Below are 23332 nucleotides of genomic sequence, written 5' to 3' on the forward strand. Positions count from 1 at the left end.
AGGCTGGGATGGGGGCTCGGCGGCGCTTGAAATTGGCGCTCTGCCTGCCCCCACCCCAACCCTCCCCCGGGAGGGGAGGGAGCAAGGCAATCAGCCTTCCAGCGTCTTCCACATCTCGATGTCCCGCTCCGCCGTCCACACGCGCGGATCGGCGTGGCCCGAGGCTTCGTCGTACGCGCGGCTCACGTCGAAAGGCATGCAGTGGTCGAAGATCACCCACTGGCTGTACTTGGGCTTGAGCTTCGCGTAGGTGTCCTTGTAGACCGTGTTGAGGTCCCGGCCGGCCTTCACGCCCTCTTGCACGCTGGCGTATACGTCGGAGATGAAGTTGCGCGTGCCGGTCAGGCCTTCGGCCACTTCGGCGGGCGTGGTGAGCGCGGCGCCGCGGCCTGGCACCAGCGCGGCGGGCTTGAGCGCGGCGATGTTGTCCAGCGTCTGCGGCCAGTCCTGGAAGTAGGCATCGCCTGCATACGGCGTGGCGCCGAATTCGACCAGGTCGCCCGAAAGCAGCGTGCGCTCCTCTGGCAGCCACACGACGGTGTCGCCCTTGGTGTGGCCGCGGCCCAGCTGAATCAGCTGAACCTCGAGCTTGCCCAGCCACAGCGTCATCTTGCCGGTGAAGGTCATGGTGGGCCAGGTCAGGCCCGGCGGCACCGTTTCCACGTTCTGGAACAGGCGCGGGAAGCGGCCGATCTCGCTGGCCTTGTCCTGCTCGCCGCGCTCGACGATCAGGTCGCGCGTGTCCTGGCTGGCAAGGATGTGCTCGGCCCCGTAGCCGGCCGCGCCCAGCACGCGCACCGCGTGGTAGTGCGTGAGCACCACGTACTTGATCGGCTTGTCGGTCACTTCGCGGATGCGGCGCACCACGTCGGCCGCCATGGCGGGCGTGGCCTGGGTGTCGGCCACCAGCACGCAATCGTCGCCAATGACGATGCCGGTGTTGGGGTCGCCCTCGGCGGTGTAGGCCCAGGCGTGCTCGGAGATCTGGCTGAAGGTGATCTTCTTCTCTTCCAGGTCGGCCTGGCTGGCGAACTTCTTGGCTTGGCTCATGGGAATGTCTCCGTTGGATGGCTGGCTATCTTGTTCGTCTAAAGCAAATGAATTCGCGGTTAACGAATTTGGCGAGTTTAAACCCGAGATCGGTTAATGTCTAATCCCTTCTTCATGAACGAACAATCAGACGCCAAGGCGGCCATGTCAGCCCCTGACAACGACCGCGCCGCCCAGCGCGGTATCCAAAGCATCGAGGTGGGTGGCCAGCTGCTGCGCGCGCTGGTGCACCACGGCCGGCCGATGGCGCTGAAAGACCTGGCGCGGGAAGCCGACATGACGGCCGCCAAGGCCCATCCCTACATGGTGAGCTTCGGGCGGCTCGGCCTGATCGAGCAGGACCGCGCCAGCGGCCACTATCTGCTCGGGCCGCTGGCCTTGCAACTGGGGCTCATCAGCCTGCAGCAGGCCGACCCGGTGCACATTGCGACGCCGCTCATCGCCGAGGTGGCCCAGCGCCTCGGCCACACGGTGGCGCTCGCGGTCTGGGGCGCGCGCGGCGCCACCATCGTTCGCACGGCCGAATCGCCTTCGCCAGTGCACGTGAACATGCGGCACGGCACGGTGTTCTCGCTCACGAACACGGCCTCGGGCCGAATTTTTGCCGCTTACCTCGCCGCTGACACGGTCAGGCAGCTGCTCGACGCAGAGGGCCGGCGCGAGAAGCAGCGCAAGTCCGGCGAAGAGCCGCCTGAGGCCGGCATGCCGCCGCAACCACCCCTGCCAGCGTGGAGCGAGTTCGAGCGCCAGCTGCAGGAAGTGCGGCTGCACGGCATCAGCCGTTCCGAAGGCGAGGTGATCGAAGGTGTGAGCGCCATGGCAGCGCCGGTGTTCGACCACACGGGGGCCATCGTGCTGTCGGTCACGGCCATTGGGCCGGCGGCCATCTTCGATACCGCCTGGGACGGCGAAATCGCACGCGCGCTCAAGGCCTGCGCGGGCACGGTCTCCGGGCGGCTGGGCGCAGCGCCTGCCGGAAAAAACGGTTCCGGAAAATCGGGTCCCTGACCCCGGGCCCGTCCCGCGATTCGGGCGTCCCGACCCGGCTCAGCCTTTCTTGCCGCCCAGCAGCACCAGCGCGCCGCCCACCACGATGGCGGCCACACTCGCCCAGGCGGGGAAGTTGACCTGCTGCTTCTCCTTCACCGAGAACTCCAACGGACCCAGCTTGGCCTGGTGCGTTTCCTTCGTGAAGCTGAAGCCGCCGAGCCCGAGTCCCGCGATGCCTGCGACGACGAGCAGGATGCCGATGATGCGTGTTGCGTTCATGGTGGGTCTCCTCCAGTGATGAAAATTCGCCTTGCCTTGTGAGCCGAGCCTACGGCCGCGCCTGCTGGTCCACCCACTGCACGACCTCGGCCACGGCCGCATCGGTGGCCGCGGCCAGTGCCTTGACGCCGCCGGGCGCGTTGGCGCTCGGCGCGGGATGCCGTACGGTGAAGGTCCGCTGGCCCACCACGCGGTCGCCGCCGCTGCCGCCGCGGATCAGCGTGGCGCGCAGCCGGACCAGGCCGACACTGCTGCCGGCCGACTCGAAATAGTGGCTGAACTCGTCGAGCGAGATGCGCAGCGTGTCGGGCACCTTGCCCTCGGTGCGTGCGATGGTCGCGCTTTCTTCCGGGCCGAGCACGGTGCGCCGCTCGGCGAGCGCGTCACGCAGCCGCTGGCGCATCAGCTGCGCTGGCGGCAGGCTCCAGCGCGACTGCCCGTAAGGGCGCAGCTCGTTGGCATCGGCATAGCCGAGGCGGTAGAGGATCTGCGTGCCGTCGAGCCGGGTATTGCTCTCGATCTCGGCGAGTGCGAGCGTGGGCAAAGCGGCCGTGGGCGGCTGGGCGGCGGTGGCCGCTGAGGCAGCGCCCGGTCCGAAGTCGTACAGCGTGGCGCGCACCGGCTTGTCCGGCAGCGCGCCGCAGCCGGCGATCAGCAAGGCAAGGCCGGCGGCGGTGAACGTCGGGATGCGAGTGGCTTTGTTCTTCATGGTCATCATCGCCTTCAGGGGCGTGCCAGGGAGTTGGTGGCCGGCGGCGCCGAGAAGCCGGGCTCGCCGGGCCCCGCGGCGGTGCCTCCGGAGCCGAACAGCAGCGATTGCGGGTTGTCGTTGATGCCATCGGCCGCGCGGCCGAGCCGGCGCACCGCGCGGGAGGTGTCGTCGGCCACGCGGTTCACCCGCGGCAGCGTCGCGGCATTGAACGAATCGACCGCCTGAGCCAGCGCCTTGGTGCCGTCGCTCAATCGCTCGACCGGACCGTCCGGCGCGTTCAGCCGGCCCACGGTGGTGTTGAAGTTATTGGCCACGCGCGAGACGTCGCCGGCCGCCTTTTTAACCGAGGTCATCGTGTCGGGCAGTGCGGCCAGCGCGGGGTTCAGGCCGGTCTTCACCGTGTTGTCGAGCTGCTTGATGAGCGCGTTGGCGCTGGCCGAGGCCGCCGCGATGTTTTCGAGCGCGTCGGCCGTTCGCTTCTGGTTGTCGTCGCCCAGCAGGGTGTTGGCGCGCTTGGTCACTTCCTCGACCCGGTTGATGATCGATTCGCCGCGGTCCTGCAGCTGCGCCAGCATCGAGGGCTTGAGCGGAATGCGCGGTGGATCGTCGTTGTTGGGCTTGAGCACGACGTTCGATTCGCCCTTGTCGTCCAGCGCGATGAAGGCCAGGCCGGTCACGCCCTGGTAGCTCAGCGTGGCAAAGCTCGAGGTGGTGAGCGGCACGCGTTCGTCGACGGTGATGCGCACGCGCACGTTGCCCTTCACCTTGGGGTCGAAGTCGATCGAGGTCACCTTGCCGACCGCGATGCCACGGTAGCGCACCATGGCTTGCGGCTGCAGGCCGCTGACCGCGTCGCGGGTGGAGAGTTCGTAGACGTTGCGCACGGTGTTGTCGCGCGTGAACCAGACCACCAGCCCCACGAGCACGGCGATGAGGCCGAGCACGAAAGCGCCGGCGGCAATGGCATGGGCTTTGTTTTCCATGATGTGGCTACCTTTCAGTGGCCCGCGCCGACGGGTGGCGGCGGGGCTTTGGCGGGTTTGTCATGCAGGGCCTCCAGGGCACGCTGGCCGCGCCCTCCCAGAAAATATTCGTGGATGAACGGATGCGGATACGTGATGACTTCGCGCGCCGAGCCGCTGGTGATCACCTTGTGGTCGGCCAGCACCGCGATGCGGGTGCTCAGGTCGAACAGCGTGTCCAGGTCGTGCGTGACCATCACCACCGTCAGCCCCAGTTCGCGGTGCAGGCCGCGCAGCAAATCGCAGAAGCTGTCGGAGGATTCGGGATCGAGGCCGGCAGTGGGTTCGTCGAGCAGGAGCAGCGGCGGGTCCATGATGAGCGCACGCGCCAGCGCCACGCGCTTGATCATGCCGCCCGACAAATCCGCCGGGCTCATGTTGGCATGACGGGGCTGGAGGCCCACCATCTGCAGCTTGACCAGCGCCGCGTTGCGAATGAGCTCGTCCGGCAAGAGCTTGAGCTCGCGCAGCGGGAAAGCAATGTTCTCAAGCACGCTGAAGGCAGAGAACAGCGCGCCGTGCTGGAACAGCATGCCCACGTTGGCCGCGCCCTTGGCACTGAGCTCGCCGGGCGCACGGCCCAGCACCTCGACCGTGCCCTTCGACGGCTTTTCGAGGCCGAGGATCTGACGCAGCAGCACGGTCTTGCCGGTGCCCGATCCGCCGACCAGCGAGAGCACCTCGCGGCGCTCGATGTGCAGGTCGAGGTCGCGGTGCACCACATGCTCGCCGTCGGCGTTCTTGAACACCGTCCAGAGTTTGCGGATGTCGACGACGACTGGGGAATCGGTCACTCGAAAACCTCCGCGCTTCGCACTGCGGTGCGAGCTTGCTTGGGGCGGCCCGGCGCTGCGCTCATGCCCTGAACCCCACGCCCTTGAACAGCACCGCGAACAGCGCGTCGACCAGGATCACCGCTGTGATCGAGGTCACGACCGACGAGGTGGTGCCGCGCCCCAGGCTTTCGGTGTTCGGCTTCACCTTCATGCCGAAGTAGCAGCCGATCAGCGCAATCAGAATGCCGAACACCGCCGACTTCGCGAGCGCGAGCCAGAGGTTGACGATCGGCACCGCGCGCGGCAATGCCGACAGGAAGTACGACGGCGAAATATCGAGCGCGGCGTCGGCCGCGAACATGCCGCCCACGAGTGCCGCCATCGAGGTCCAGAGGCTGATCAGCGGCATCGCGATGGCCAGCGCCAGCACGCGCGGCATCACTAGCCTGAAGCCGTGCGGAATGCCCATCACGCGCATGGCGTCGAGCTCTTCGGTCACGCGCATCACGCCGATCTGCGCCGTGATGGCCGAGCCCGAGCGCCCCGCAATCAGCACCGCGGCCAGCACCGGCCCGAGCTCGCGGATCAGCGACAGCCCGAGGATGTTGACCACGAAGGCCTCGGCGCCGTACTGGCGCAGCTGCTGCGAGATCAAATAGGCCAGCACCACGCCGATCAACAGGCCGACCAGCGCCGTGATGTGCAGTGCCGTGGCGCCGAACTGATAGAGGTGCCCCGAAAAATCCCGCCAGGGCGCGCGGTGCGGCGCGCGCAGGAGCGTGAAGGCATCGAGCGCAAGCTGGCCGATCAACCCGACGAAATCGCGCATCATTTCCAGCGCGCGCGGGCCGGTGTGCGAGAAATGCTTCAGGCGCTCGGCCAGCGTGGGCGGCGGCTCGTCGGGCGTTCCCACCGTGTACAGGGCCACCTGGTCGAGCACCGCCTTGTGCTGCGGCGACATCTCGAGCGTGGCCGGCCAGGCATGGCGCCAGTGCTCCCACAACAACTGCGCGCCGATGTGATCGAGCTGCTCGATGGGACGCAGATCCCAGGCGCGGTCTTCAGCCGGAGGCGCGCCCGCCAGGTCCCTGGTAAGTGCCTGCCACGAAGGGCGCGACGACATGGCCAGCGTGGTCCAGCGGCCGCTGGCCACGGTCCAGCGGCGACCGTCCTCCTCGCGTTCTTCGACACGCGGCAACGCGCTGCCGGCGGCGGGTGCGTCGGCAGTCGAAGTTGCTGGGGACATGATGCGGCGGTGCAGGGCGAAGTAAGAAAAAAGAGGCGGTCTCGATGGCCGCATCGTAACCGGATGAGTCGGCGTCCTTCTTACGTTGCGGCTCCGGTTTGCGTAGGGCGGAACGCCGTCCGGCGAGACACTTGCGGCCGTCCGAATGTCATCAGTGCCAGGCCCGCGCCAGCGCGTTCCATGCGCTTGCGATCACGGGCTCGTTGCGCCGCGCCGCCAGCGAGACAAAACGCAGCGCGCAGTCCAGCTGCACGCGGTCGGCCATCACGAGGCCGTGCGACTGGCTCTCGCGAATGGCGATGGAGTCGCGCAGCAGGCTCAGGCCCACGCCGGACTTCAGCAGGTCGAGCATGGAGGCTTCCTGGTCGACCAGCGCCACCCGTCGCGGCGAGAGCCCGAGCGGGCCGAACACTTTGTCGAGCAGCCGGTGGTGCGCGGACTCCGGCGGTGTGGCGAGCCAGGGCAGCGCGGCCAGCGCCTTCCAGTCGCGGCCCAGCACCTGCGGACCCCAGCCCGCGGGTGCGACCACGCGGTAGGTGAAGCGCGTGAGCGTGCGCGCCGCGAGCGGCGCCGGCGCGGCGGCGTTCCCATCGTCCGTGTCATCCGCATCGAGGTGAAAGCCCACGTCGAGCTCGCCGCGCAGCACTTGCGCCAGCACCGTGCCGCTCATCCCGTGGCGCAGCTCGGTTTCGATCTGGGGGGCCGACTCCACCAGTTCGCGCAGGAACACGCCGAGCCGGGTGAATTCGGGGTCGAGGATGGTGCCGATGCGCAGTGCACCGCGCACCGTGCCCTGCAAGTTGCGCGCGGCCTGCTGCAGGTCGCCCACGGCCGCGAGCACGCGCTCGGCCTGCGGCAGCAGCGCCGCGCCGTCGGCCGTGAGCGCTAGCCCGTGCGGCGTTCGCGTGAAGAGCTGGAGTCCGGTTTCTTCCGCCAGCCGCTTGAGCTGAAGGCTCACCGCCGGCTGGGTCAGATGCAGCCGCTCGGCGGCGCGCGACACGCTGCCCTCGCGTGCCGCCAGCACGAAGGCGCGCAGAATCTGGAGGTCCAAGGCGGCGGCAGTCATATAAGAACGATTTATAAGCCAGTTGCACCGAAATCATTGGCTTTTTGCCTGTGGCTTAGGCGAAACTGCCTGCAGAGGCCCCCGCAGGGCCCATGAGCTTCAAAAATATCGTTCTTCGGAGACAAGCAGCCCGCCATGAGCGCCGACAACACATTCGACTACATCGTTATCGGCGGCGGCACGGCCGGCGCCCTGATGTGCAACCGGCTGACCCGCAAATCGCAACAGCGCACGCTGCTGATCGAGGCTGGCCGCAAGGACGACTACCACTGGATCCACATTCCGGTGGGCTACCTCTACTGCATCGGCAACCCGCGCACCGACTGGCTCTACAGCACCGAGCCCGACGCGGGCCTCAACGGCCGCACGCTGCGCTATCCGCGCGGCAAGACGCTGGGCGGCTGCTCCAGCATCAACGGCATGATCTACATGCGCGGCCAGTCGCGCGACTACGACCAGTGGGCGCAACTCACCGGCGACGACGACTGGAAGTGGCAGAACGTGCTGCCCGATTTCAAGAAGCACGAGGACTATTACCTCGGCGCCGACGAACTGCACGGTGCCGGCGGCGAATGGCGCGTGGAGAAGCAGCGGCTGCGCTGGGACATCCTCGACGCGTTCGCCGAAGCCGCCGTGGAGGCCGGCGTGCCGCACAGCACCGACTTCAACCGCGGCAGCAACGAAGGCGTCGGCTACTTCCAGGTCAACCAGAAGAACGGCTGGCGCTGGAACACCGCCAAGGCCTTCTTGCGGCCAGTCTGCTATGGCCGGCCCAACTTCGAGATGTGGGTCAACGCGCATGTCACCAAGCTGATCATCGAGGCGCAGCCCGACGGCAGCCAGCGCTGCACCGGCGTGCAGGTGTGGGACGGCCACGAGATGGTGACCGCGCACGCCACGCGCGAGGTGGTGCTGTGCGCCGGCAGCATCGGCTCGCCGCAGATCCTGCAGCTCTCGGGCATCGGCCCGGCCGATTTGCTGCGCCAGCACGGCATCGATGTGGTGGTCGACGCACCGGGCGTCGGCGCCAACCTGCAAGACCATTTGCAGATTCGCGCGGTCTACAAGATCAATGGTGCGCCCACGCTCAACGTGCTGGCATCGTCGATGTACGGCAAGGCGAAAATCGGTCTCGAATACCTGATGAAGCGCAGCGGGCCGATGAGCATGGCGCCTTCGCAGCTCGGCGCCTTCACGCGCAGTTCGCCCGAGCATGAGTGGCCCAATCTCGAGTACCACGTGCAGCCGTTGTCGCTCGACGCTTTCGGCGAACCGCTGCACAGCTTTCCGGCCTTTACGGCGAGCGTGTGCAACCTCAACCCCACGAGCCGCGGCACCGTGCGCATCAAGAGCTCGCGCTTCCAGGACGCGCCCGCCATTGCGCCCAACTACCTGAGCACGGACGAAGACCGCAAGGTGGCCGCCGATTCGCTGCGCGTGACGCGCCGCATAGCGTCGCAACCCGCGCTTGCCAAGTACAAGCCCGAGGAATGGAAGCCCGGCGTGCAGTACCAGAGCGACGAAGATCTGGCGCGCCTGGCCGGCGACATCGCGACCACCATCTTCCATCCGGTGGGCACAACCAAGATGGGCGCCGACGGCGACCCGATGGCGGTACTCGATTCGAAGCTGCGCGTGCGCGGCGTGCAGGGGCTGCGCGTGGTGGACGCGGGCGCGATGCCTACGATCACGAGCGGCAACACGAACAGCCCGACGTTGATGATGGCTGAGAAGGCTGCGGGGTGGATTCTGGAAGCGAATCGCTGAGGCGTTTGTTCGGGGCTGTTGCTGTTTCGAGGCGCTGCTGTTCAGGGTGGCGTGCCCAGGCCACCGGGTACTCCCCTCCGCGAATGTCCCCCGCCTTCGGCTCCTCCTCTATTTCGCTGCGGGGAGCACCCGATGCCCTGTGCACTGGGGCACGCTGCTGGTGTTTCGCCGATCAACGACCCACGCGCATAACGCTCACGTCGATGGGGTGCCTTGCGCAGCGAAATAAAGGAGGAGGCCGCAGGCCGGGGGACATTCGCGGAGCAAGGTACCCCGTCGGCGGGAGCGATCGTCTTGTTCCACCGAGCATTCCACGCAGGACGATTCGCATTGATGCTGTCCCAGTCAATGGTGACCGCAGTCTTCATCCATTTGTTGATGTCGGCCACCTGCTGCACGCCGTCACCCACGGCGGGTGCCTTCGGGTTGGTGGGGATCTGCGCGCCGTACTGCAGCACGTTGGCCTGAGCCAGCGGGCTCAGCAAGAACTCGGCGAGCTTTTGCGACAGCTCGGGCTCGCTGTTGTTGGCAATCACGCACTGGCCCACCATCAGCACCACCGCGCCTTCCTTGGGCGGCGCGTATTCCACCGGAATGCCCTTGGTCTTGAGCGCTGCCACGGCCGTGGGCGTCAGCGGGAAGATCGCGGCCTCGCCGGTCTGCACCATTTCCGACAGCTTGGCCGAACTGGGGATGTACTCGAGCACGTTCGGGCCGATGCTGGTGGGCCAGGCCTTGAAACCGGGCTCCACGTTCTTGTCGTTGCCGCCCTGGATGCGGTTGAACATCAGGAAGCCGTGCAGCCCGAAGGACGATGAAGACATCGACTGGAACACCACCTTGCCCTTGTACTTGGGGTCGGCCAGGTCCATCCACGACGTGGGCGCGGCCCAGCCTTTTTCCTTGAACATCTTCGCGTTGTAGGCCAGGCCCGTCATGCCCAGGCTCACGCCGCTGGCCATGTCGTCCTTGAAGCGCGCGGCCGGATAGATTTCTGCAAGCGACGGATTGGGCCGCTGCTTCTGGCACAGCCCCATGCCGATAGCGCGCACCATGATGCCGTCGTCCAGGAACATCACGTGCATCTGCGGCCGGTCCTTGTTGGCCTGCGCCTTCGCGAGGATGTCGGACGAGGTGCCCGGCACCACCACCACCTTGGCCCCATGGAGCTTTTCGAAGGCGGGGAACACGTACTGCGTGTACGCCTTCTCCATGGTGCCGCCGTTCATGCCGATGTAGAGCGTCTTGGTCTGCGCGCTGGCTGCGCCGCCGGCCGCGAGCGCGGCAACCGCCGCCGCACCGAGCACGGTCCGGCGAAGAGAGAAGAAAGAGGTCTTCTGGAAACGGGACATGGTGTTTTCCTTTCAGGGTGGGGTGGGGGTGGTTGGTTCTTCTGCGAAGAAGCGTTCGATCGAGAAGGCCTGGATCGGCGTGCTGCTGCGGCCGTCGCGCACGAGTTCGGCCAGCACTTCGCCGGCCGCGGGGCCGATCTGGAAGCCCGCGCCCGAGAAGCCGAAGCCATGGAACAGTCCGGGCGTGGTGCGGCTGGGCCCGAGCACCGGCTCGCGGTCGGGCAGATAGCCTTCGGTGCCACTCCAGGTACGGATGAAATGCGCGTGGCGCAGTGCGGGCAGCAGCTCGATAGCCTGTGCCGCAAGCGTGGCGATGGCGTCGCTGGCGGCGCGGGCGCGGTCGGCATCGACTGCGATGCCCGCGCCGCCGCCGAGCACGAGGTTGCCGCGCGCCACCTGCCGGCCGTAGATGCCGCCGCCCTCCACGCCGAGGCTCCAGTCCATGAAATGCGGTATCGGCTCGGTCACCACCATCACGGGGTTGCCCGAGCGCAGCGGCACGGATTCGTCGAATCGGGTCGCGATCGGGCCGGACCAGGCGCCCGCGCAGTTGAGCAGCACGGGCGCGTGCACTTCGAGCGCATTGCCCGAGCGCAGCATGAACATCGCGCCGTCGTGCGCCACTTCGTCGACTGCGTGGCGCTCGAAGACCTGCGCGCCCGCGCGCTGCGCCGCGAGCGCGAAGGCCGGCGACACCAGCCGCGGATTGGCCTGCCCGTCTTCCACGCACAGCGAGCCGCCGACGGCGCGCGCGCCGAGCCAGGGGCAGCGCTCGCGCAGGCGGGCATCGGAGATCAACTCGAGTCCGAGGTCGAAGTCCAGGCTTTGGGAGCGGTAGCGTTCGAGCGAGGCCATGTCCGACTCGCTGCGCGCGATCTTGAAATGGCCCGAGCGCAGGTATTCGCCGTCGGTGCCGATCAGCGAAGGCAGGCGGCCCCAGATCCGATGCGCGCGTTGCGCGAGTGGCAACTGGCTCAGCGGGCGCCCCTGGCGCCGCACACCGCCGAAGTTCACGCCGCTGGAGCGGGAGCCGCAGAGGTCGCGCTCCAGCAGCGCCACGCCGATGCCCATCTGCCGCAGCGCGAGCGCGGCCGAAGAGCCGACGATGCCGCCGCCGACAATGGCCACGTCGGTGCGCAGTGTCTTGATCGAACTCATGCGTCGACGCCTTCAGCAGGCTCGCGCACGGCAAGCTGGATCGGAATCGGCTTGATCGGCGCCTGGCCGCGCAGCCGTCCCACCTGCTGCAATGGCAGCCCCGTGGCGTGCGCCAGGATCTCGGCCGCGGCCACGCCGCACATGCGGCCCTGGCAACGGCCCATGCCGACGCGCGACAAGGCCTTGAGGCGGTTCATTTCGTCGGTGCCGTTCTCGGCAACGCTCTGGCGCAACGTGCCGGCCGTGATGTTCTCGCAGCGGCAGACCACCAGTTCGTCGGGCGCTTGCGCGGCCCAATCGGAGGGCACCGGGAAGGCGCGCTCCAGCCCCTGGCGAAATCCGCCGAGCTTGTGGAGCTTGCGTTCGAGCGTTTCGGCGCGCGCGGGATCGACGGCCACGCCACGGTCGGCCAGCAGCGCGAGCGCGGCGCGTTCGCCGGCCCATTCGGCTGCATCGGCCCCCATGATGCCGGCGCCATCGCCCGCGAGGTACACGCCCTCTACGCTGGAGCGGCCGGCGGCATCGCGCACCGGCAGGTGGGCCCGGTGCAGCGGCGCAAAGTCGAATCGGCAGCCGAGCAGATCGGCCAGCTGGGTTTCGGAGCGCAGCGCATAGCCGAAGCCGACGGCATCGCAGGCCAGCGTGCGCTCTTCGCGGCCGTCGCGCCATGCCACGCCGGCCACGCGGCTTTCGGTGGCGTCGCCGAGCACGCGCTGCGGCCGCACGCCGCTGTGCAGCGCCACGCCGTGCGCACGCAGCCAAGCCACGTAGTACACGCCTTTTGCGAACACCGCGGGTTGCCGCAGCATCGCGGGCGTGGCGGCCAGCTGGTCGGCGAGCCGCGCCGTGTCGAGCACGGCGGCGACCTTCGCGCCGGCCTTTGCGTACTGATAGGCCACCAGGTAGAGCAGGGGGCCGGTGCCCATGAACACCACGCGCTGCCCGATGGCGCAGCCCTGGAACTTGAGTGCGACTTGCGCGCCCCCCAGCGTGTAGACGCCGGGCAATGTCCAGCCGGGCACCGGCAGCACGCGGTCGGTGGCGCCGGTGGCAACGATCAGCTGGCCATACGGCACGCTGGTCGTGCTGCGCGTCGGGCCGTGCAGCACGTCGAGCCGGCCGCCGTGCGCGTTCCACACCAGGCTGTCTGGGCGGTAGTCGATGTGGCCCTCCATTGAGTCGAAGGCGGCATGCACCGCGTCGGCACGGCGGGCCTCGAAGCCGTAGAGCGCCTGCGCGCTGCGCTCGGCCATGCTCGCGGGCGGCCGCCGGTAGATCTGGCCGCCGGCGCGCGACGCTTCGTCGATCACCACTGGCCGGAGGCCGTGCGCCACCAGCGCCTCGGCGGCTCGCACGCCAGCCGGGCCGGCGCCGACGATCACCGGCTGCAATGCGGAAGAGGAGGTCGTCATGTGCCGCTCCTTCCCGTGACCAGCGCCATGCCGGGCGCGATGAAAGTGGAGCAGGCGCGCAGGCGATCGCCTTGCTCGGTGGCGATCCAGCAATCCTGGCACGCGCCCATCATGCAGAAGCCCGCGCGCGGCGCGCCGCTGAATTCATTGCGGCGCAACTGGGCGGCTTGCGTGAGCACGGCCGTGAGCACCGTGTCGCCCGTGAGCGCGGAGGCGGGTTCACCGTCGAGCGTGAAGGGCACCGCGGCGCGGCCGGTCTCGGCCACGCGGTGCAGCAGCGGTTGATGAAGGGGTGGCAGGCTCATCTATCGGCGCCCCACCAGCACGCGGTCCAGCCCGTAGACGCGGTCGAGCACCACCATGGCAATGGCGGTCACCGCCACCATCAGCGCCGACACCGCCGCCATCAGCGGATCGATCGACTCGGTGGCATACATGTACATGCGCACCGGCAGCGTCACCGTGCTGGGCGAGGTGACGAAGATCGACATCGTCACTTCGTCGAAGCTGTTGATGAAAGCCAGCAGCCAGCCGCCCGTGACGCCCGGCAGGATCATGGGCAGCGTGATGCGCCGGAACATCGTGGCCTGGCTCGCGCCCAGCGAGAGCGCGGCCTGCTCGGCGCTGCGGTCGAAGCCCACGAGCGCGGCAACCACCAGGCGCAGCGTGTAGGGCGTGACGATCAGTGCGTGCGCCATCACCAGCCAGCCGAAGCTGCCCGTGCCGCCCACCAGCGCGAACAGGCGCAGCAAGGCCACGCCCAGCACCAGGTGCGGAATGATCAGCGGCGAGAGAAACAGGCCGTTGAGAAAATCGCGTCCCGGGAACGCGTAGCGCGTGATCGCCATGCCGGCCGGCACCGCGATGAGCGTGGCGATGGTGGCCGAGGCCAGCGCAAGCCACAGGCTGTTCCAGAACGACTGCATGAAGTCCGGATGCGCGAACGCCGCTTCGAACCAGCGCAACGAGAAGTGCGTGGTGGGAATGGTCAATGTGCTCTCGGGCGTGAACGCGACGATGCACACCACCACGAGCGGCGCCAGCATGAAGGTGATGACGAGCGCGTTGAACGCGAGGGCGAGGGGGCCGTTCTTGCTCATTCGGTTATCCCAGCGCTTTCTTGTAGCGGCCTTCGACGAGGCGGTTGTAGCTCAGCATCACGATCAGGTTGGCTGCCAGCAATGTGAGCGCCACCGCCGCGCCGAGCGGCCAGTTCAGTTCGTGCAGGTATTCGTCGTAGACGACGGTGGCAACCATCTTCAATCGACGCCCACCGAGCAACCCCGGGATCGCGAACGAACTCGCGGCCAGGCCGAACACGATCAGGCTGCCCGAGAGAATGCCCGGCATCACCTGCGGCAGCACGATGCGCCTGAGTGTGGTGAAGGGCGAGGCTCTGAGCGACAGCGCCGCGTTCTCCACGCCCGCATCGAGCTTCTGCAGCGAGGTCCAGACCGGGATCACCATGAAGGGCAGCATCACGTGCACCAGCGCCACGATCACGGCAATCTCGGTGTAGAGCATCTTCACCGGCCCGATGCCCACCAGCCGCAGCAGGCCGTTCACCGCGCCTTCGGGCCCGAGCAGCATGCTCCAGCCGAAGGCGCGCACCACCACGGACACCAGCAGCGGGGCCAGCACCACCAGCAACAGCACCGAGCGCCACGGGTTGCGCATGCGGCTCAGCACATAGGCCTCGGGCGCGCCGATCAGCACGCAGATCAGGGTGACGAGGCCCGAGATCCAGAAGGTGCGCCAGAAGATGCCGTGGTAGTACGAGTCGGTGAACACGTGCGCGTAGTGCTCGAGCGTGAACTCGCCGGCCTTGGGGCCGGTGGCCGGGTCGTAGACGTTGAACGACAGCACCGCGGTGAGCGCGAGCGGAACCAGCAGCAGGGCCGCGAACAGCAGCAGCGCGGGGCCGGAGAGCCACCACGGCGTGGCCGCCTTGGTCGAACCGCTCATGCCGCCACCGCCTCGTCGGCCGGCAGCAGGCGCGTGCAGTGCGCGGGCCAGTCGATGCCGGCGTTGCTGCCTTCATCGAGCGCGTCGCGGCCGTCGTTGGGGCTGAGCACGGTCAGGTCGCCGGCGTGCGTGCTCAGGCGGTAGAGCCATTGGCTGCCGAGGAAGAAGCGTTCTTGCACCGTGCCGTCGAGGCGGCCGCGGCCGGCCTCCACCAGCTGCAGCTTTTCGGGCCGCACGCTCATCAGCACCGACGCGCCCGATGCGTAGCCGGTGTCGTCGACCTCCACGGTCAGCGAACCGATCTCGACATGGCAGCTGCGCGCGCCGCAAGCCTTGACGCGCGCGTCCAGCAAATTGGCCTTGCCCACGAAAGTGGAGATGAAGCGCGTGCTCGGATGCTCGTACACGCGGTGCGGATGGTCGATCTGCGTGGCGCAGCCGCCTTCCATTACCACCACGCGGTCGCTGATGGACATGGCTTCGCTCTGGTCGTGCGTGACCATCACGGTGGTGGTGCCGACCTTGCGCTGGATCTGGCGCAGCTCGAACTGCATTTCCTCGCGCAGCTTGGCGTCCAGGTTGGAGAGCGGCTCGTCCAGCAGCAGCACCGGCGGTTCGATTACCAGGGCGCGGGCGAGTGCCACGCGCTGGCGCTGCCCGCCCGAGAGCTCGCGCGGGTAGCGCGTGGCGTGCGCTTCGAGGTGAACCAGCGCGAGCGCCTGCTTCACCCGTTCGGTGCGTTCGGACTTCGGCATCTTGCGCATCTCCAGGCCGAAGCTCACGTTGTCGGCCACGCTCATGTGCGGAAAGAGGGCGTAGGTCTGGAACACGATGCCCAAGCCGCGCGTGTTCGCCTTGGCATGCGTGATGTCCTTGCCCGCAAGCTCGATGCGCCCGCTGGAGACCGCCTCGAAGCCCGCGATCATCTGCAGCGTCGTGGTTTTGCCGCAGCCCGAAGGGCCGAGCAGCGAGACGAACTCACCTTTCTCCACCGTGAGGTTCATGGCCGAGACGGCGCGCGTGGCGCCGTAGAACTTGGTCACGTCGGTGAGCCGTAGGAATGACATGGAAGGGCCTTTCTGCGCAGTCTTGGATGGAGCGCCACACCTTGGTGCACGCCATGGACATAGAGAGAACTTTCAATTCACTCTATTGCAACGATCACGCCAGTTCGCCTCGGGTATTCCATTAATCAGAATCTTTATCGGATTTATTCCGATGAACGGAATATGATGCATCCCAACGAACTTTGGAATTCCACAGGAGCAAGGTATGGAAACCCCTTCGGCGGCCAGCGGCGGCGTGCCGCGTGTCTTTTCGGTGATCCGCGCGCTCGGTGCGGTGCAGGCCGAGGGCGGCCGCGTGACCCAGATCGCACGTTCTGTGGGCCTCACGCAGGCCACCACGCACCGCTTGCTGCAGTCGCTCATGGCCGAGGGCATGGTCGAACAGGATGAGCGCAGCAAGCTCTATCGGTTGAGCATCGATTTCTTCGCGCTCGCGGCCAGTGCCGGCAACCCCGGCGACCTGCGCTCCATCTGCCGCCCCGTGCTGCTGCGCCTGTGCGCGAGCCTGGGCGACAGCATCTTTCTCTTGGCGCGCAGCGGCTTCGACGCGATCTGCCTCGACCGAAGCGAAGGGCCGTTCCCCATCCGCTCGTTCACGGGCGACATCGGCGGGCGCATTGCGCTGGGCGTGGGGCAGGGCGCGCTCGCGATCCTGGCCTTTCTGCCGGAAGCCGAACGCGAGGAAGTGATCCGCTTCAACCTCTCGCGCGTGCGGGAGTACGGCGTGTACGACGAGGTTTATCTGCGCACCGAGATCGAGCGCGTGCGCCAGGCCGGCTACGCGGGGCGCAACACCGGCCTGCTCGAAGGCATGGCCGGCGTGGCGGTACCCATCCTCGACCGCGAGGGCCGCGCCGTGGCCGCATTGAGCGTGGGCACCATCGCCGACCGGCTCAGTGCTGACCGCATGCCCACGGTGGTGGAACTGCTCAAGCGCGAGGCGGCGGCCATCGGCCCGAAGATCAATCCGTTCGACGCGACCTTGCGGCGGCCGGCGCAGAGCCTCGCGGGTTCGCCGGCGGGGCAGCGCATCAGCCTGCCCGACGCGCCAGGGCCCTCGACCTGAACCTGTGTTTGTGCGCTCTGAGCATGAAGGGTGGCTGAGTTCCTTCTTGAAACGCACCAAGTCCTTCCGTTTTTTCGCTATGCAAGCACGCGTGATTCGCAGATATTGACCGTTGCCGCATCCCGTTTCCCTTCGTTCTGTTTTTTCTTTTCTCCACGCCGGAGCGTCCATGCCAGAAGCCAAATCCTCCCTTTCCGTCGCCGCCGAAATCGAGCAGTTGCTGCAGCGCCTCGGCGTTCCGGGTTCCGCCTGCACCGGCGGCGAACTGATGGTGCGGTCGCCGGTCACCGGCGAGGTGGTTGCACAGGTGCGGCAAACCACTGCCGCCGAGGCGGCCGAAGCCATCGGCCACGCGCACGAGGCTTTCAAGGCGTGGCGCAACGTGCCCGCCCCGCGTCGCGGCGAGCTGGTGCGCCTCCTCGGCGAAGAACTGCGCGCCGCCAAGGGCGACCTTGGCCGCCTCGTCACGCTCGAAGCCGGCAAGATCCCGTCCGAAGGCGCGGGCGAGGTGCAGGAAATGATCGACATCTGCGACTTCGCGGTCGGCCTCTCGCGCCAGCTCTACGGCCTCACGCTCGCCACCGAGCGCGCCGAGCACCGCATGATGGAAACCTGGCATCCGCTGGGCGTGTGCGGCGTGATCTCGGCCTTCAACTTTCCGGTGGCCGTGTGGTCGTGGAACGCGGCGCTTGCGCTGGTGTGCGGCGATTCGGTGGTGTGGAAGCCGTCTGAAAAGACGCCGCTCACCGCGCTGGCCACACACGCCATTGCGCAGCGCGCCCTCGCGCGTTTCGGCGATGCGCCCGAAGGCCTGCTCGGCCTGTTGCTGGGCCAACGCGACATCGGCGAAGTGCTGGTCGACGATCACCGCGTGCCCATTCTCTCGGCCACCGGCTCCACCGCGATGGGCCGGCAGGTGGGCCCGAAGCTGGCCGCGCGCTTTGCCCGCGCGATTCTCGAACTCGGCGGCAACAACGCGGCCATCGTCACGCCGTCGGCCGACCTCGACCTCACGCTGCGCGCCATCGCGTTCTCGGCCATGGGCACGGCCGGCCAGCGCTGCACCACGCTGCGCCGGCTCTTCGTGCACGACAGCGTGTACGACGCGCTGGTGCCCAAGCTCGCCAAGGTGTACGGCAACGTGCAGGTGGGCGATCCGCGCGAGGCCGGCACGCTGGTCGGGCCGCTGATCGACCGCGCCGCCTTCGACGGCATGCAGAAGGCCTTGGGCGAAAGCCGCGAGATCGGCGCCACGGTGCATGGCGGCCAACGCGTTGACGGCATCGGCACGAAGGACGCCTTCTACGTGCGCCCGGCGCTGGTCGAGCTGAAGTCGCACGAAGGCCCGGTGCTGCGCGAAACCTTCGCACCCATTCTTTACGTGGTGCGCTACAGCGCGCTCGACGACGCCATCGAATGGCACAACGCCGTGGGCGCGGGCCTGTCATCGTCGATCTTCACACTCAACGTGCGCGAGGCCGAGCGCTTCCTGTCGAGCGCCGGTTCCGACTGCGGCATTGCCAACGTCAACATCGGCCCGAGCGGCGCCGAGATCGGCGGTGCCTTCGGCGGCGAGAAAGAGACCGGCGGCGGACGCGAAGCCGGCTCCGACAGCTGGAAGGCGTACATGCGCCGTGCCACCAACACCATCAACTATTCGACGGCATTGCCCCTTGCCCAGGGCGTGACCTTCGAGATCAACGACTGATCGACTCCGGCCTTCTGTTCTGCCGCGCGGCATTTCGTCGCAGCGGCAAGACAGCGGCCGTGCGTGCCCCGGAAAAACAACCAAGGAGACAGAGGACATGAAGATGCAATTGAAGACCCTCGCCATCGCCGCAACGCTGCTCGCGCTCGCATTCGGCGCCTCGGCGCAGCAGGCGCCCACCGGTGGCACGCTCGACAAGATCAAGAGCAGCGGCAAGGCCGTGCTCGGCGTGCGCGAGGCTTCGCCGCCCATGGCCTACATGCTGGGTGCGAACGACAAATACGTGGGCTACCACGTCGAGCTGTGCGAGCGCGTGCTGAAGGACATCGCGCCCTCGGCCAAGCTCGAATACATGGCCGTGACGGCGCAGAACACCATTCCGCTGGTGCAGAACGGCACGCTCGACATCGGCTGCGGCCCCACCACCAACAACACCGCGCGCCAGCAGCAGGTGGCTTTCGCGCTCACCACCTATGTGAGCGAGGTGCGCATGGCCACGCGCGTCGATTCGGGCATCAACTCGCTCGACCAGCTGGCGGGCCGCACCGTGTCGGCTTCCACCGGCACCACGGCCGTGCAGCTGCTGCGCAAGCGCGAGCGCGCGCAGAACACCACCATCACCACGATGCTAGGCAAGGACCACCTCGAGAGCTTCCTGCTGATGGAGTCGGGCCGCGCAGATGCCTTCGTGCTCGACGACAACCTGCTCGCCGGCATCATCGCGAATTCGAAGAGCCCGGCCGCCTACCGCATCGTCGGCGATCCGCTGGGCTCCGAGCCCATCGCGCTGCTGTTCCGCAAGGACGACCCGGCCTTCAAGACCGCGGTGGACGATGCGCTGCGCCGCCTCATGAAGAGCGGCGAGCTCGAGAAGATCTACACCAAGTGGTTCGTCGCGCCCATTCCGCCGAAGAACACCAGCCTCAACCTGCCGATGAGCGCGGCCTTGAAGCAGCTCATCGCCGAACCCAACGACAAGCCGCTGGAGACCTACGCGAAGTGACATCCGCCGTTCTCGATTCCGCGCTTTCTTCGTCCTCCGCGTTCGAGCCCGCAGAGCGCGTGCGCGCCATCGGCGTGTCGGAAATCCTGCGCATCACCGACCATGCCAACGCTCTCAAGCGCGCCGGCCGGCCGGTGATCGTGCTGGGCGCGGGCGAGCCGGACTTCGATACGCCCGAGCACATTCGCGCCGCCGCGGCCCGCGCGATGGAGCGGGGCGACACGCGTTACACGGTGCTCGACGGCAGTCCAGCCATGAAGGCCGCTGTGCAGTTCAAGTTCAAGCGCGACAACGCGCTGGACTTTGCGCTGGACGAGATCAGCGTGGGCGCGGGCGCCAAGCAGGTCATCTTCAACGCGCTGATGGCCAGCCTGAATCCGGGCGACGAGGTGATATTGCCCGCGCCTTACTGGACCTCCTACGCGGACATCGTGCAGATCTGCGGTGGCGTGCCGGTGAGCGTGCCTTGCAGCGAGGCCAATGGCTTTCGGCTGGAAGCCGCGCAGCTTGAGGCCGTCATCACGCCGCGCACGCGCTGGCTCTTCCTGAACTCGCCGTCGAACCCGAGCGGCGCGGCCTACAGCGCGGCGCAGTTCGCGCCGCTGTGCGAGGTGCTGCTGCGGCATCCCAAGGTGTGGGTGCTGGCCGACGACATCTACGAACACATCCTCTACGACGGCCTGGCCTTCGCCACGCCGGTGGCCGTGGAGCCGCGGTTGCGCGACCGCACCCTCACCATCAACGGTGTGTCGAAGGCCTATGCGATGACCGGCTGGCGCGTGGGCTACGGAGCGGGGCCGCACGCGCTGATTGCGGCGATGGCGGTGGTGCAGAGCCAGTCGACCTCGTGCCCGTCGTCGGTGAGCCAGGCCGCAGCGATCGAGGCGTTGACCGGGCCGCAAGACATCGTCGCCGAGCGGTGCGCCGATTTCCAGGCGCGGCGCGACTTTGTGGTGGCCGCATTGAACCGCGCCCCGGGGCTGCATTGCCGCGTGCCCGAAGGTGCCTTCTATACCTTTGCGAGCTGCGCCGGCGTGCTCGGCCGGCGCACCCAGAACGGCATGCTGCTGCAGACAGACAGCGACTTCTGCAACTACCTGCTGCAGGATTTCGAAGTGGCGGTGGTGCCGGGAAGCGTGTTCGGGCTGGCGCCGTATTTCCGCATTTCGTACGCCACGTCGATGGCGCAGCTCGAGGAGGCGTGTGCACGCATTGCCGCGGCATGCGAAGCTCTCACATGAATTACTCCCTCCCCTTCCGGGGGAGGGCAGGGGTAGGGGCAAGCGGCGTCTCTGTCACCGTCGGTGTGGTTGATGCCGTCTGCGCCCATCCCAGCCTTCCCCCAGAGGGGGAAGGAGCGAATACAAAGACCTTCATTGCATTGGACACAGCATGACTTCTTCCCGCACCGGCGGCCAGATCCTGGTCGACCAGCTCATCACCCACGGCGTCGAGCAGCTCTTCTGCGTGCCCGGTGAAAGTTTCCTGGCCGTGCTCGACGCGCTGCACGACGCATCCATCGACGTGACGGTGTGCCGCCAGGAGGGCGGCGCCACGATGATGGCCGAGGCGCAGGGCAAGCTCACCGGCAAGCCGGGCGTGTGCTTCGTCACGCGCGGGCCGGGCGCCACCAACGCGGCGGCCGGCGTGCACATCGCGCACCAGGATTCGACGCCGCTGCTGCTCTTCGTGGGCCAGGTCGCGCGCGAGGCGCTGGGCCGCGAAGCCTTCCAGGAGCTGGACTATGGCGCGGTGTTCGGCACCATGGCGAAATGGGTGGTGCAGATTGACGATCCGGCTCGCGTGCCCGAGCTGGTGTCGCGCGCCTTCCATGTCGCCACCTCGGGCCGGCCCGGCCCGGTGGTGATCGCGCTGCCGGAAGACATGCTGACCGAAGCCGCCACGGTGGCCGATGCGCAGCCTTACGCGGTGGTCGAAACCCATCCTGGCGCGGCGCAGATCGCCGAGCTGCAGCAGCGCCTGTCGCGGGCTCAGCGGCCCGTGGTCATCCTGGGCGGTAGCCGCTGGTCCGAGGCCGCGGCCCGGCAGTTCGCGGGGTTCGCCGAGGCGTTCTCGCTGCCGGTGTACTGCTCGTTCCGCCGCCAGATGCTGTTGTCGGCCGAGCATCCGTGCTATGCGGGCGACCTGGGCCTGGGCGCGAATCCGCGCATGCTCGAGCGCATTCGCAATGCCGATCTGGTGCTGCTGGTGGGTGGGCGCCTGTCCGAGGTGCCGTCCCAAGGCTATGAGCTGCTCGCCATTCCGCAGCCGAAGCAAGCGCTGGTGCATGTGCATGCCGATGCCGACGAGCTCGGCAAGCTCTACCGCCCGGCGCTGGGCATCCATGCCACGCCGCAGGCCTTCGCCGAAGCGGTGGCCGCCTTGCGCCCGGCTTCAGCGCCTGTGTGGCAGGCCGAGACCCAGGTCGCGCGCGAAGACTTCCTGCGCTGGAGCGATCCGGCGCCTATTCGCATTCCGGGCCCGCTGCAGATGGGCGAGGTAATGCAGCACCTGCGCGCGGTGCTGCCGGCCGACACCATCTTTTGCAACGGCGCGGGCAACTTCGCGACCTGGGTGCACCGCTTCTGGCCGTTCCGCGCGTTTGCGAGCCAGCTGGCGCCCACCAGCGGATCGATGGGCTATGGCCTGCCGGCGGGCGTGGGCGCCAAGCGGCTGTGGCCGCAGCGCGAGGTGGTGGTGTTCGCGGGCGACGGCGACTTCATGATGCACGGCCAGGAGTTCGCCACCGCGGTGCAGTACGGACTCCCGATCATCGTGGTGCTGCTCGACAACGCCATGTACGGCACCATCCGCATGCACCAGGAAAAGCATTACCCCGGCCGCATCAGCGCGACGCAGCTCAAGAACCCCGACTTCCGCGGCTATGCCGAGGTGTTCGGCGGACATGGCGAGCGCGTCACCACCACCGAGGAATTTGGCCCCGCGCTGGCGCGAGCGCGCGCGAGCGGCAAGCCCGCGATCCTGCATTGCCTGCTCGATCCGGAAGCGATCACGCCGGGCAGCACGCTGCAGTCGATCCGCAAGGCCGCGCTCGCTGGCGGCTGAAAGAAGAAGGGAATCAGCCCAGCCCGCCCGCAAAGCGCGGCAGCGGTATTGGCGGGTTGCCGTCGGGCGCTCGCGCCGCCAGCCGTGCGGCGCGCGCCAGCGGCTCCATGGCTTGCTCGAGCCGGGTGGCGAGCAGGTAGAGATCCTCGTCCTTGGTTTCCGCGGCATGTTCGCGCGTCATGCGGATGATTTCCGTCGCGTACTCGGCGTTGGTGGCCATCCATTCGGTGTCGGTCACGCGCCCATGCTTTCGCCGCAGCGCGACGTGAAGGCGCGCTGCGAGGGCAATGCGATCGCTTTCGGACATGGACATGGGGCGGTCCTCTAGGAATGGCTCATCCGTTTGCGTGCACAAGTCGTGCCACATTGTGGGACCACGTTCATTAACGTGCCGAAACACTTTTGTAGGCGAAGAGGCCTTTGGAGGGACCGCAAAGCGGGTTATTCCCAATGCACTGGGCCGGTGCACCCCCTAAAGTCTGCCCACTCGCGAACGGGCCAAGCTCGTGCTGCCGAGGGTCCGAGGAGACAAATTCGGTCTACAACAAAAATTCTTCAAGGCTTCCGTTCGAGAAGCCGTGCTTGAACTTGAAAGGCGCCGCTGGTCGGCGCCTTTTTTATTGGTCG

The 23332-nt window shown here is 67.6% G+C and carries 21 protein-coding genes and 1 pseudogene; 7 read left to right on the forward strand and 15 right to left on the reverse strand.

Annotation, left to right across the window (positions count from 1 at the left end):
* Positions 1 to 90: 90 nt before the first annotated feature.
* Complete coding sequence (locus tag ASC78_RS10715; protein ID WP_055800515.1) at positions 91 to 1050, reverse strand: MBL fold metallo-hydrolase; 960 nt, start codon at positions 1048 to 1050, stop codon at positions 91 to 93.
* Between the two features lie 144 nt (positions 1051 to 1194).
* Between ASC78_RS10715 and ASC78_RS10720 the strand changes: the two genes are divergently transcribed.
* Positions 1195 to 2058: an IclR family transcriptional regulator gene (locus ASC78_RS10720; protein WP_055802040.1), complete on the forward strand. Its 864-nt coding sequence runs from the start codon at positions 1195 to 1197 to the stop codon at positions 2056 to 2058.
* A 39-nt stretch (positions 2059 to 2097) separates the two neighbouring features.
* Here ASC78_RS10720 and ASC78_RS10725 read toward each other — a convergent pair whose 3' ends face one another.
* From ASC78_RS10725 to ASC78_RS10750, 6 genes are all read right to left on the reverse strand, one after another.
* Positions 2098 to 2319, reverse strand: a complete 222-nt coding sequence (locus tag ASC78_RS10725) for a hypothetical protein (protein ID WP_021005054.1) — start codon at positions 2317 to 2319, stop codon at positions 2098 to 2100.
* A 49-nt stretch (positions 2320 to 2368) separates the two neighbouring features.
* Positions 2369 to 3028 (reverse strand): ABC-type transport auxiliary lipoprotein family protein, encoded by a 660-nt coding sequence (locus ASC78_RS10730; protein WP_443082712.1) that lies wholly within the window; start codon positions 3026 to 3028, stop codon positions 2369 to 2371.
* A gap of 14 nt (positions 3029 to 3042) precedes the next feature.
* Positions 3043 to 4014, reverse strand: a complete 972-nt coding sequence (locus ASC78_RS10735) for an MlaD family protein (protein WP_055800518.1) — start codon at positions 4012 to 4014, stop codon at positions 3043 to 3045.
* Between the two features lie 14 nt (positions 4015 to 4028).
* On the reverse strand, positions 4029 to 4847 hold the full coding sequence (locus ASC78_RS10740; RefSeq protein ID WP_055800520.1) for an ABC transporter ATP-binding protein: 819 nt from the start codon (positions 4845 to 4847) through the stop codon (positions 4029 to 4031).
* 61 nt (positions 4848 to 4908) lie between these two features.
* Positions 4909 to 6075: an MlaE family ABC transporter permease gene (locus tag ASC78_RS10745; RefSeq protein ID WP_055800523.1), complete on the reverse strand. Its 1167-nt coding sequence runs from the start codon at positions 6073 to 6075 to the stop codon at positions 4909 to 4911.
* A 151-nt stretch (positions 6076 to 6226) separates the two neighbouring features.
* Complete coding sequence (locus ASC78_RS10750; protein WP_055800526.1) at positions 6227 to 7141, reverse strand: LysR family transcriptional regulator; 915 nt, start codon at positions 7139 to 7141, stop codon at positions 6227 to 6229.
* Between the two features lie 135 nt (positions 7142 to 7276).
* On the opposite strand from ASC78_RS10750, the gene ASC78_RS10755 reads away from it, so the two are divergent.
* Positions 7277 to 8908: a GMC family oxidoreductase gene (locus tag ASC78_RS10755; protein WP_055800529.1), complete on the forward strand. Its 1632-nt coding sequence runs from the start codon at positions 7277 to 7279 to the stop codon at positions 8906 to 8908.
* A 287-nt stretch (positions 8909 to 9195) separates the two neighbouring features.
* Here the strand turns inward: ASC78_RS10755 and ASC78_RS10760 are convergent.
* The 7 genes and pseudogenes from ASC78_RS10760 to ASC78_RS10790 form a co-directional block, all read right to left on the reverse strand.
* Positions 9196 to 10260, reverse strand: a pseudogene (locus ASC78_RS10760) (ABC transporter substrate-binding protein); the annotation flags it as partial.
* 12 nt (positions 10261 to 10272) lie between these two features.
* Positions 10273 to 11418, reverse strand: coding sequence for an NAD(P)/FAD-dependent oxidoreductase (locus ASC78_RS10765; RefSeq protein ID WP_055800532.1), 1146 nt, complete (start codon positions 11416 to 11418; stop codon positions 10273 to 10275).
* A complete protein-coding gene (locus ASC78_RS10770; RefSeq protein WP_055800534.1) occupies positions 11415 to 12830 on the reverse strand; it encodes an FAD/NAD(P)-dependent oxidoreductase in 1416 nt (471 codons plus the stop codon). The genes ASC78_RS10765 and ASC78_RS10770 overlap by 4 nt, the downstream gene beginning before the upstream one ends.
* Entirely contained in the window at positions 12827 to 13135 is a 309-nt protein-coding gene (locus ASC78_RS10775) for a (2Fe-2S)-binding protein (protein WP_055800539.1), read from the reverse strand. The genes ASC78_RS10770 and ASC78_RS10775 overlap by 4 nt, the downstream gene beginning before the upstream one ends.
* Positions 13136 to 13930 (reverse strand): ABC transporter permease, encoded by a 795-nt coding sequence (locus ASC78_RS10780; RefSeq protein WP_055800541.1) that lies wholly within the window; start codon positions 13928 to 13930, stop codon positions 13136 to 13138.
* A 4-nt stretch (positions 13931 to 13934) separates the two neighbouring features.
* Positions 13935 to 14795 (reverse strand): ABC transporter permease, encoded by an 861-nt coding sequence (locus ASC78_RS10785; protein ID WP_055800544.1) that lies wholly within the window; start codon positions 14793 to 14795, stop codon positions 13935 to 13937.
* A complete protein-coding gene (locus ASC78_RS10790) occupies positions 14792 to 15862 on the reverse strand; it encodes an ABC transporter ATP-binding protein (RefSeq protein WP_055800547.1) in 1071 nt (356 codons plus the stop codon). The genes ASC78_RS10785 and ASC78_RS10790 overlap by 4 nt, the downstream gene beginning before the upstream one ends.
* A gap of 205 nt (positions 15863 to 16067) precedes the next feature.
* On the opposite strand from ASC78_RS10790, the gene ASC78_RS10795 reads away from it, so the two are divergent.
* From ASC78_RS10795 to ASC78_RS10815, 5 genes are all read left to right on the forward strand, one after another.
* Entirely contained in the window at positions 16068 to 16928 is an 861-nt protein-coding gene (locus tag ASC78_RS10795; protein ID WP_055800550.1) for an IclR family transcriptional regulator, read from the forward strand.
* 169 nt (positions 16929 to 17097) lie between these two features.
* Positions 17098 to 18636: an L-piperidine-6-carboxylate dehydrogenase gene (gene amaB / locus ASC78_RS10800; RefSeq protein WP_055800552.1), complete on the forward strand. Its 1539-nt coding sequence runs from the start codon at positions 17098 to 17100 to the stop codon at positions 18634 to 18636.
* 97 nt (positions 18637 to 18733) lie between these two features.
* Complete coding sequence (locus ASC78_RS10805) at positions 18734 to 19639, forward strand: amino acid ABC transporter substrate-binding protein (RefSeq protein WP_055800557.1); 906 nt, start codon at positions 18734 to 18736, stop codon at positions 19637 to 19639.
* Entirely contained in the window at positions 19636 to 20880 is a 1245-nt protein-coding gene (locus ASC78_RS10810; protein ID WP_055800559.1) for a pyridoxal phosphate-dependent aminotransferase, read from the forward strand. The genes ASC78_RS10805 and ASC78_RS10810 overlap by 4 nt, the downstream gene beginning before the upstream one ends.
* Positions 20881 to 21031: 151 nt before the next feature.
* The gene (locus tag ASC78_RS10815) at positions 21032 to 22705 is read left to right on the forward strand and encodes a thiamine pyrophosphate-binding protein (RefSeq protein WP_055800562.1); all 1674 of its coding nucleotides are present in this window, start codon (positions 21032 to 21034) and stop codon (positions 22703 to 22705) included.
* A 13-nt stretch (positions 22706 to 22718) separates the two neighbouring features.
* Here ASC78_RS10815 and ASC78_RS10820 read toward each other — a convergent pair whose 3' ends face one another.
* A complete protein-coding gene (locus ASC78_RS10820; RefSeq protein WP_055800565.1) occupies positions 22719 to 23018 on the reverse strand; it encodes a hypothetical protein in 300 nt (99 codons plus the stop codon).
* Positions 23019 to 23332: the final 314 nt, after the last annotated feature.

Source organism: Variovorax sp. Root318D1 (assembly GCF_001424835.1).
Lineage (GTDB): Bacteria > Pseudomonadota > Gammaproteobacteria > Burkholderiales > Burkholderiaceae_C > Variovorax.

Coding starts and splice junctions, on each gene's coding strand:
- ASC78_RS10815 (WP_055800562.1), top strand. CDS start 21,032: ATGACTTCTTCCCGCACCGGCGGCCAGATCCTGGTCGACCAGCTCATC.
- ASC78_RS10785 (WP_055800544.1), bottom strand. CDS start 14,795: ATGAGCGGTTCGACCAAGGCGGCCACGCCGTGGTGGCTCTCCGGCCCC.
- ASC78_RS10765 (WP_055800532.1), bottom strand. CDS start 11,418: ATGAGTTCGATCAAGACACTGCGCACCGACGTGGCCATTGTCGGCGGC.
- ASC78_RS10755 (WP_055800529.1), top strand. CDS start 7,277: ATGAGCGCCGACAACACATTCGACTACATCGTTATCGGCGGCGGCACG.
- ASC78_RS10735 (WP_055800518.1), bottom strand. CDS start 4,014: ATGGAAAACAAAGCCCATGCCATTGCCGCCGGCGCTTTCGTGCTCGGC.
- amaB (WP_055800552.1), top strand. CDS start 17,098: ATGCCAGAAGCCAAATCCTCCCTTTCCGTCGCCGCCGAAATCGAGCAG.
- ASC78_RS10730 (WP_443082712.1), bottom strand. CDS start 3,028: ATGAAGAACAAAGCCACTCGCATCCCGACGTTCACCGCCGCCGGCCTT.
- ASC78_RS10750 (WP_055800526.1), bottom strand. CDS start 7,141: ATGACTGCCGCCGCCTTGGACCTCCAGATTCTGCGCGCCTTCGTGCTG.
- ASC78_RS10770 (WP_055800534.1), bottom strand. CDS start 12,830: ATGACGACCTCCTCTTCCGCATTGCAGCCGGTGATCGTCGGCGCCGGC.
- ASC78_RS10820 (WP_055800565.1), bottom strand. CDS start 23,018: ATGTCCATGTCCGAAAGCGATCGCATTGCCCTCGCAGCGCGCCTTCAC.
- ASC78_RS10795 (WP_055800550.1), top strand. CDS start 16,068: ATGGAAACCCCTTCGGCGGCCAGCGGCGGCGTGCCGCGTGTCTTTTCG.
- ASC78_RS10790 (WP_055800547.1), bottom strand. CDS start 15,862: ATGTCATTCCTACGGCTCACCGACGTGACCAAGTTCTACGGCGCCACG.
- ASC78_RS10780 (WP_055800541.1), bottom strand. CDS start 13,930: ATGAGCAAGAACGGCCCCCTCGCCCTCGCGTTCAACGCGCTCGTCATC.
- ASC78_RS10775 (WP_055800539.1), bottom strand. CDS start 13,135: ATGAGCCTGCCACCCCTTCATCAACCGCTGCTGCACCGCGTGGCCGAG.
- ASC78_RS10720 (WP_055802040.1), top strand. CDS start 1,195: ATGTCAGCCCCTGACAACGACCGCGCCGCCCAGCGCGGTATCCAAAGC.
- ASC78_RS10715 (WP_055800515.1), bottom strand. CDS start 1,050: ATGAGCCAAGCCAAGAAGTTCGCCAGCCAGGCCGACCTGGAAGAGAAG.
- ASC78_RS10745 (WP_055800523.1), bottom strand. CDS start 6,075: ATGTCCCCAGCAACTTCGACTGCCGACGCACCCGCCGCCGGCAGCGCG.
- ASC78_RS10725 (WP_021005054.1), bottom strand. CDS start 2,319: ATGAACGCAACACGCATCATCGGCATCCTGCTCGTCGTCGCAGGCATC.
- ASC78_RS10805 (WP_055800557.1), top strand. CDS start 18,734: ATGAAGATGCAATTGAAGACCCTCGCCATCGCCGCAACGCTGCTCGCG.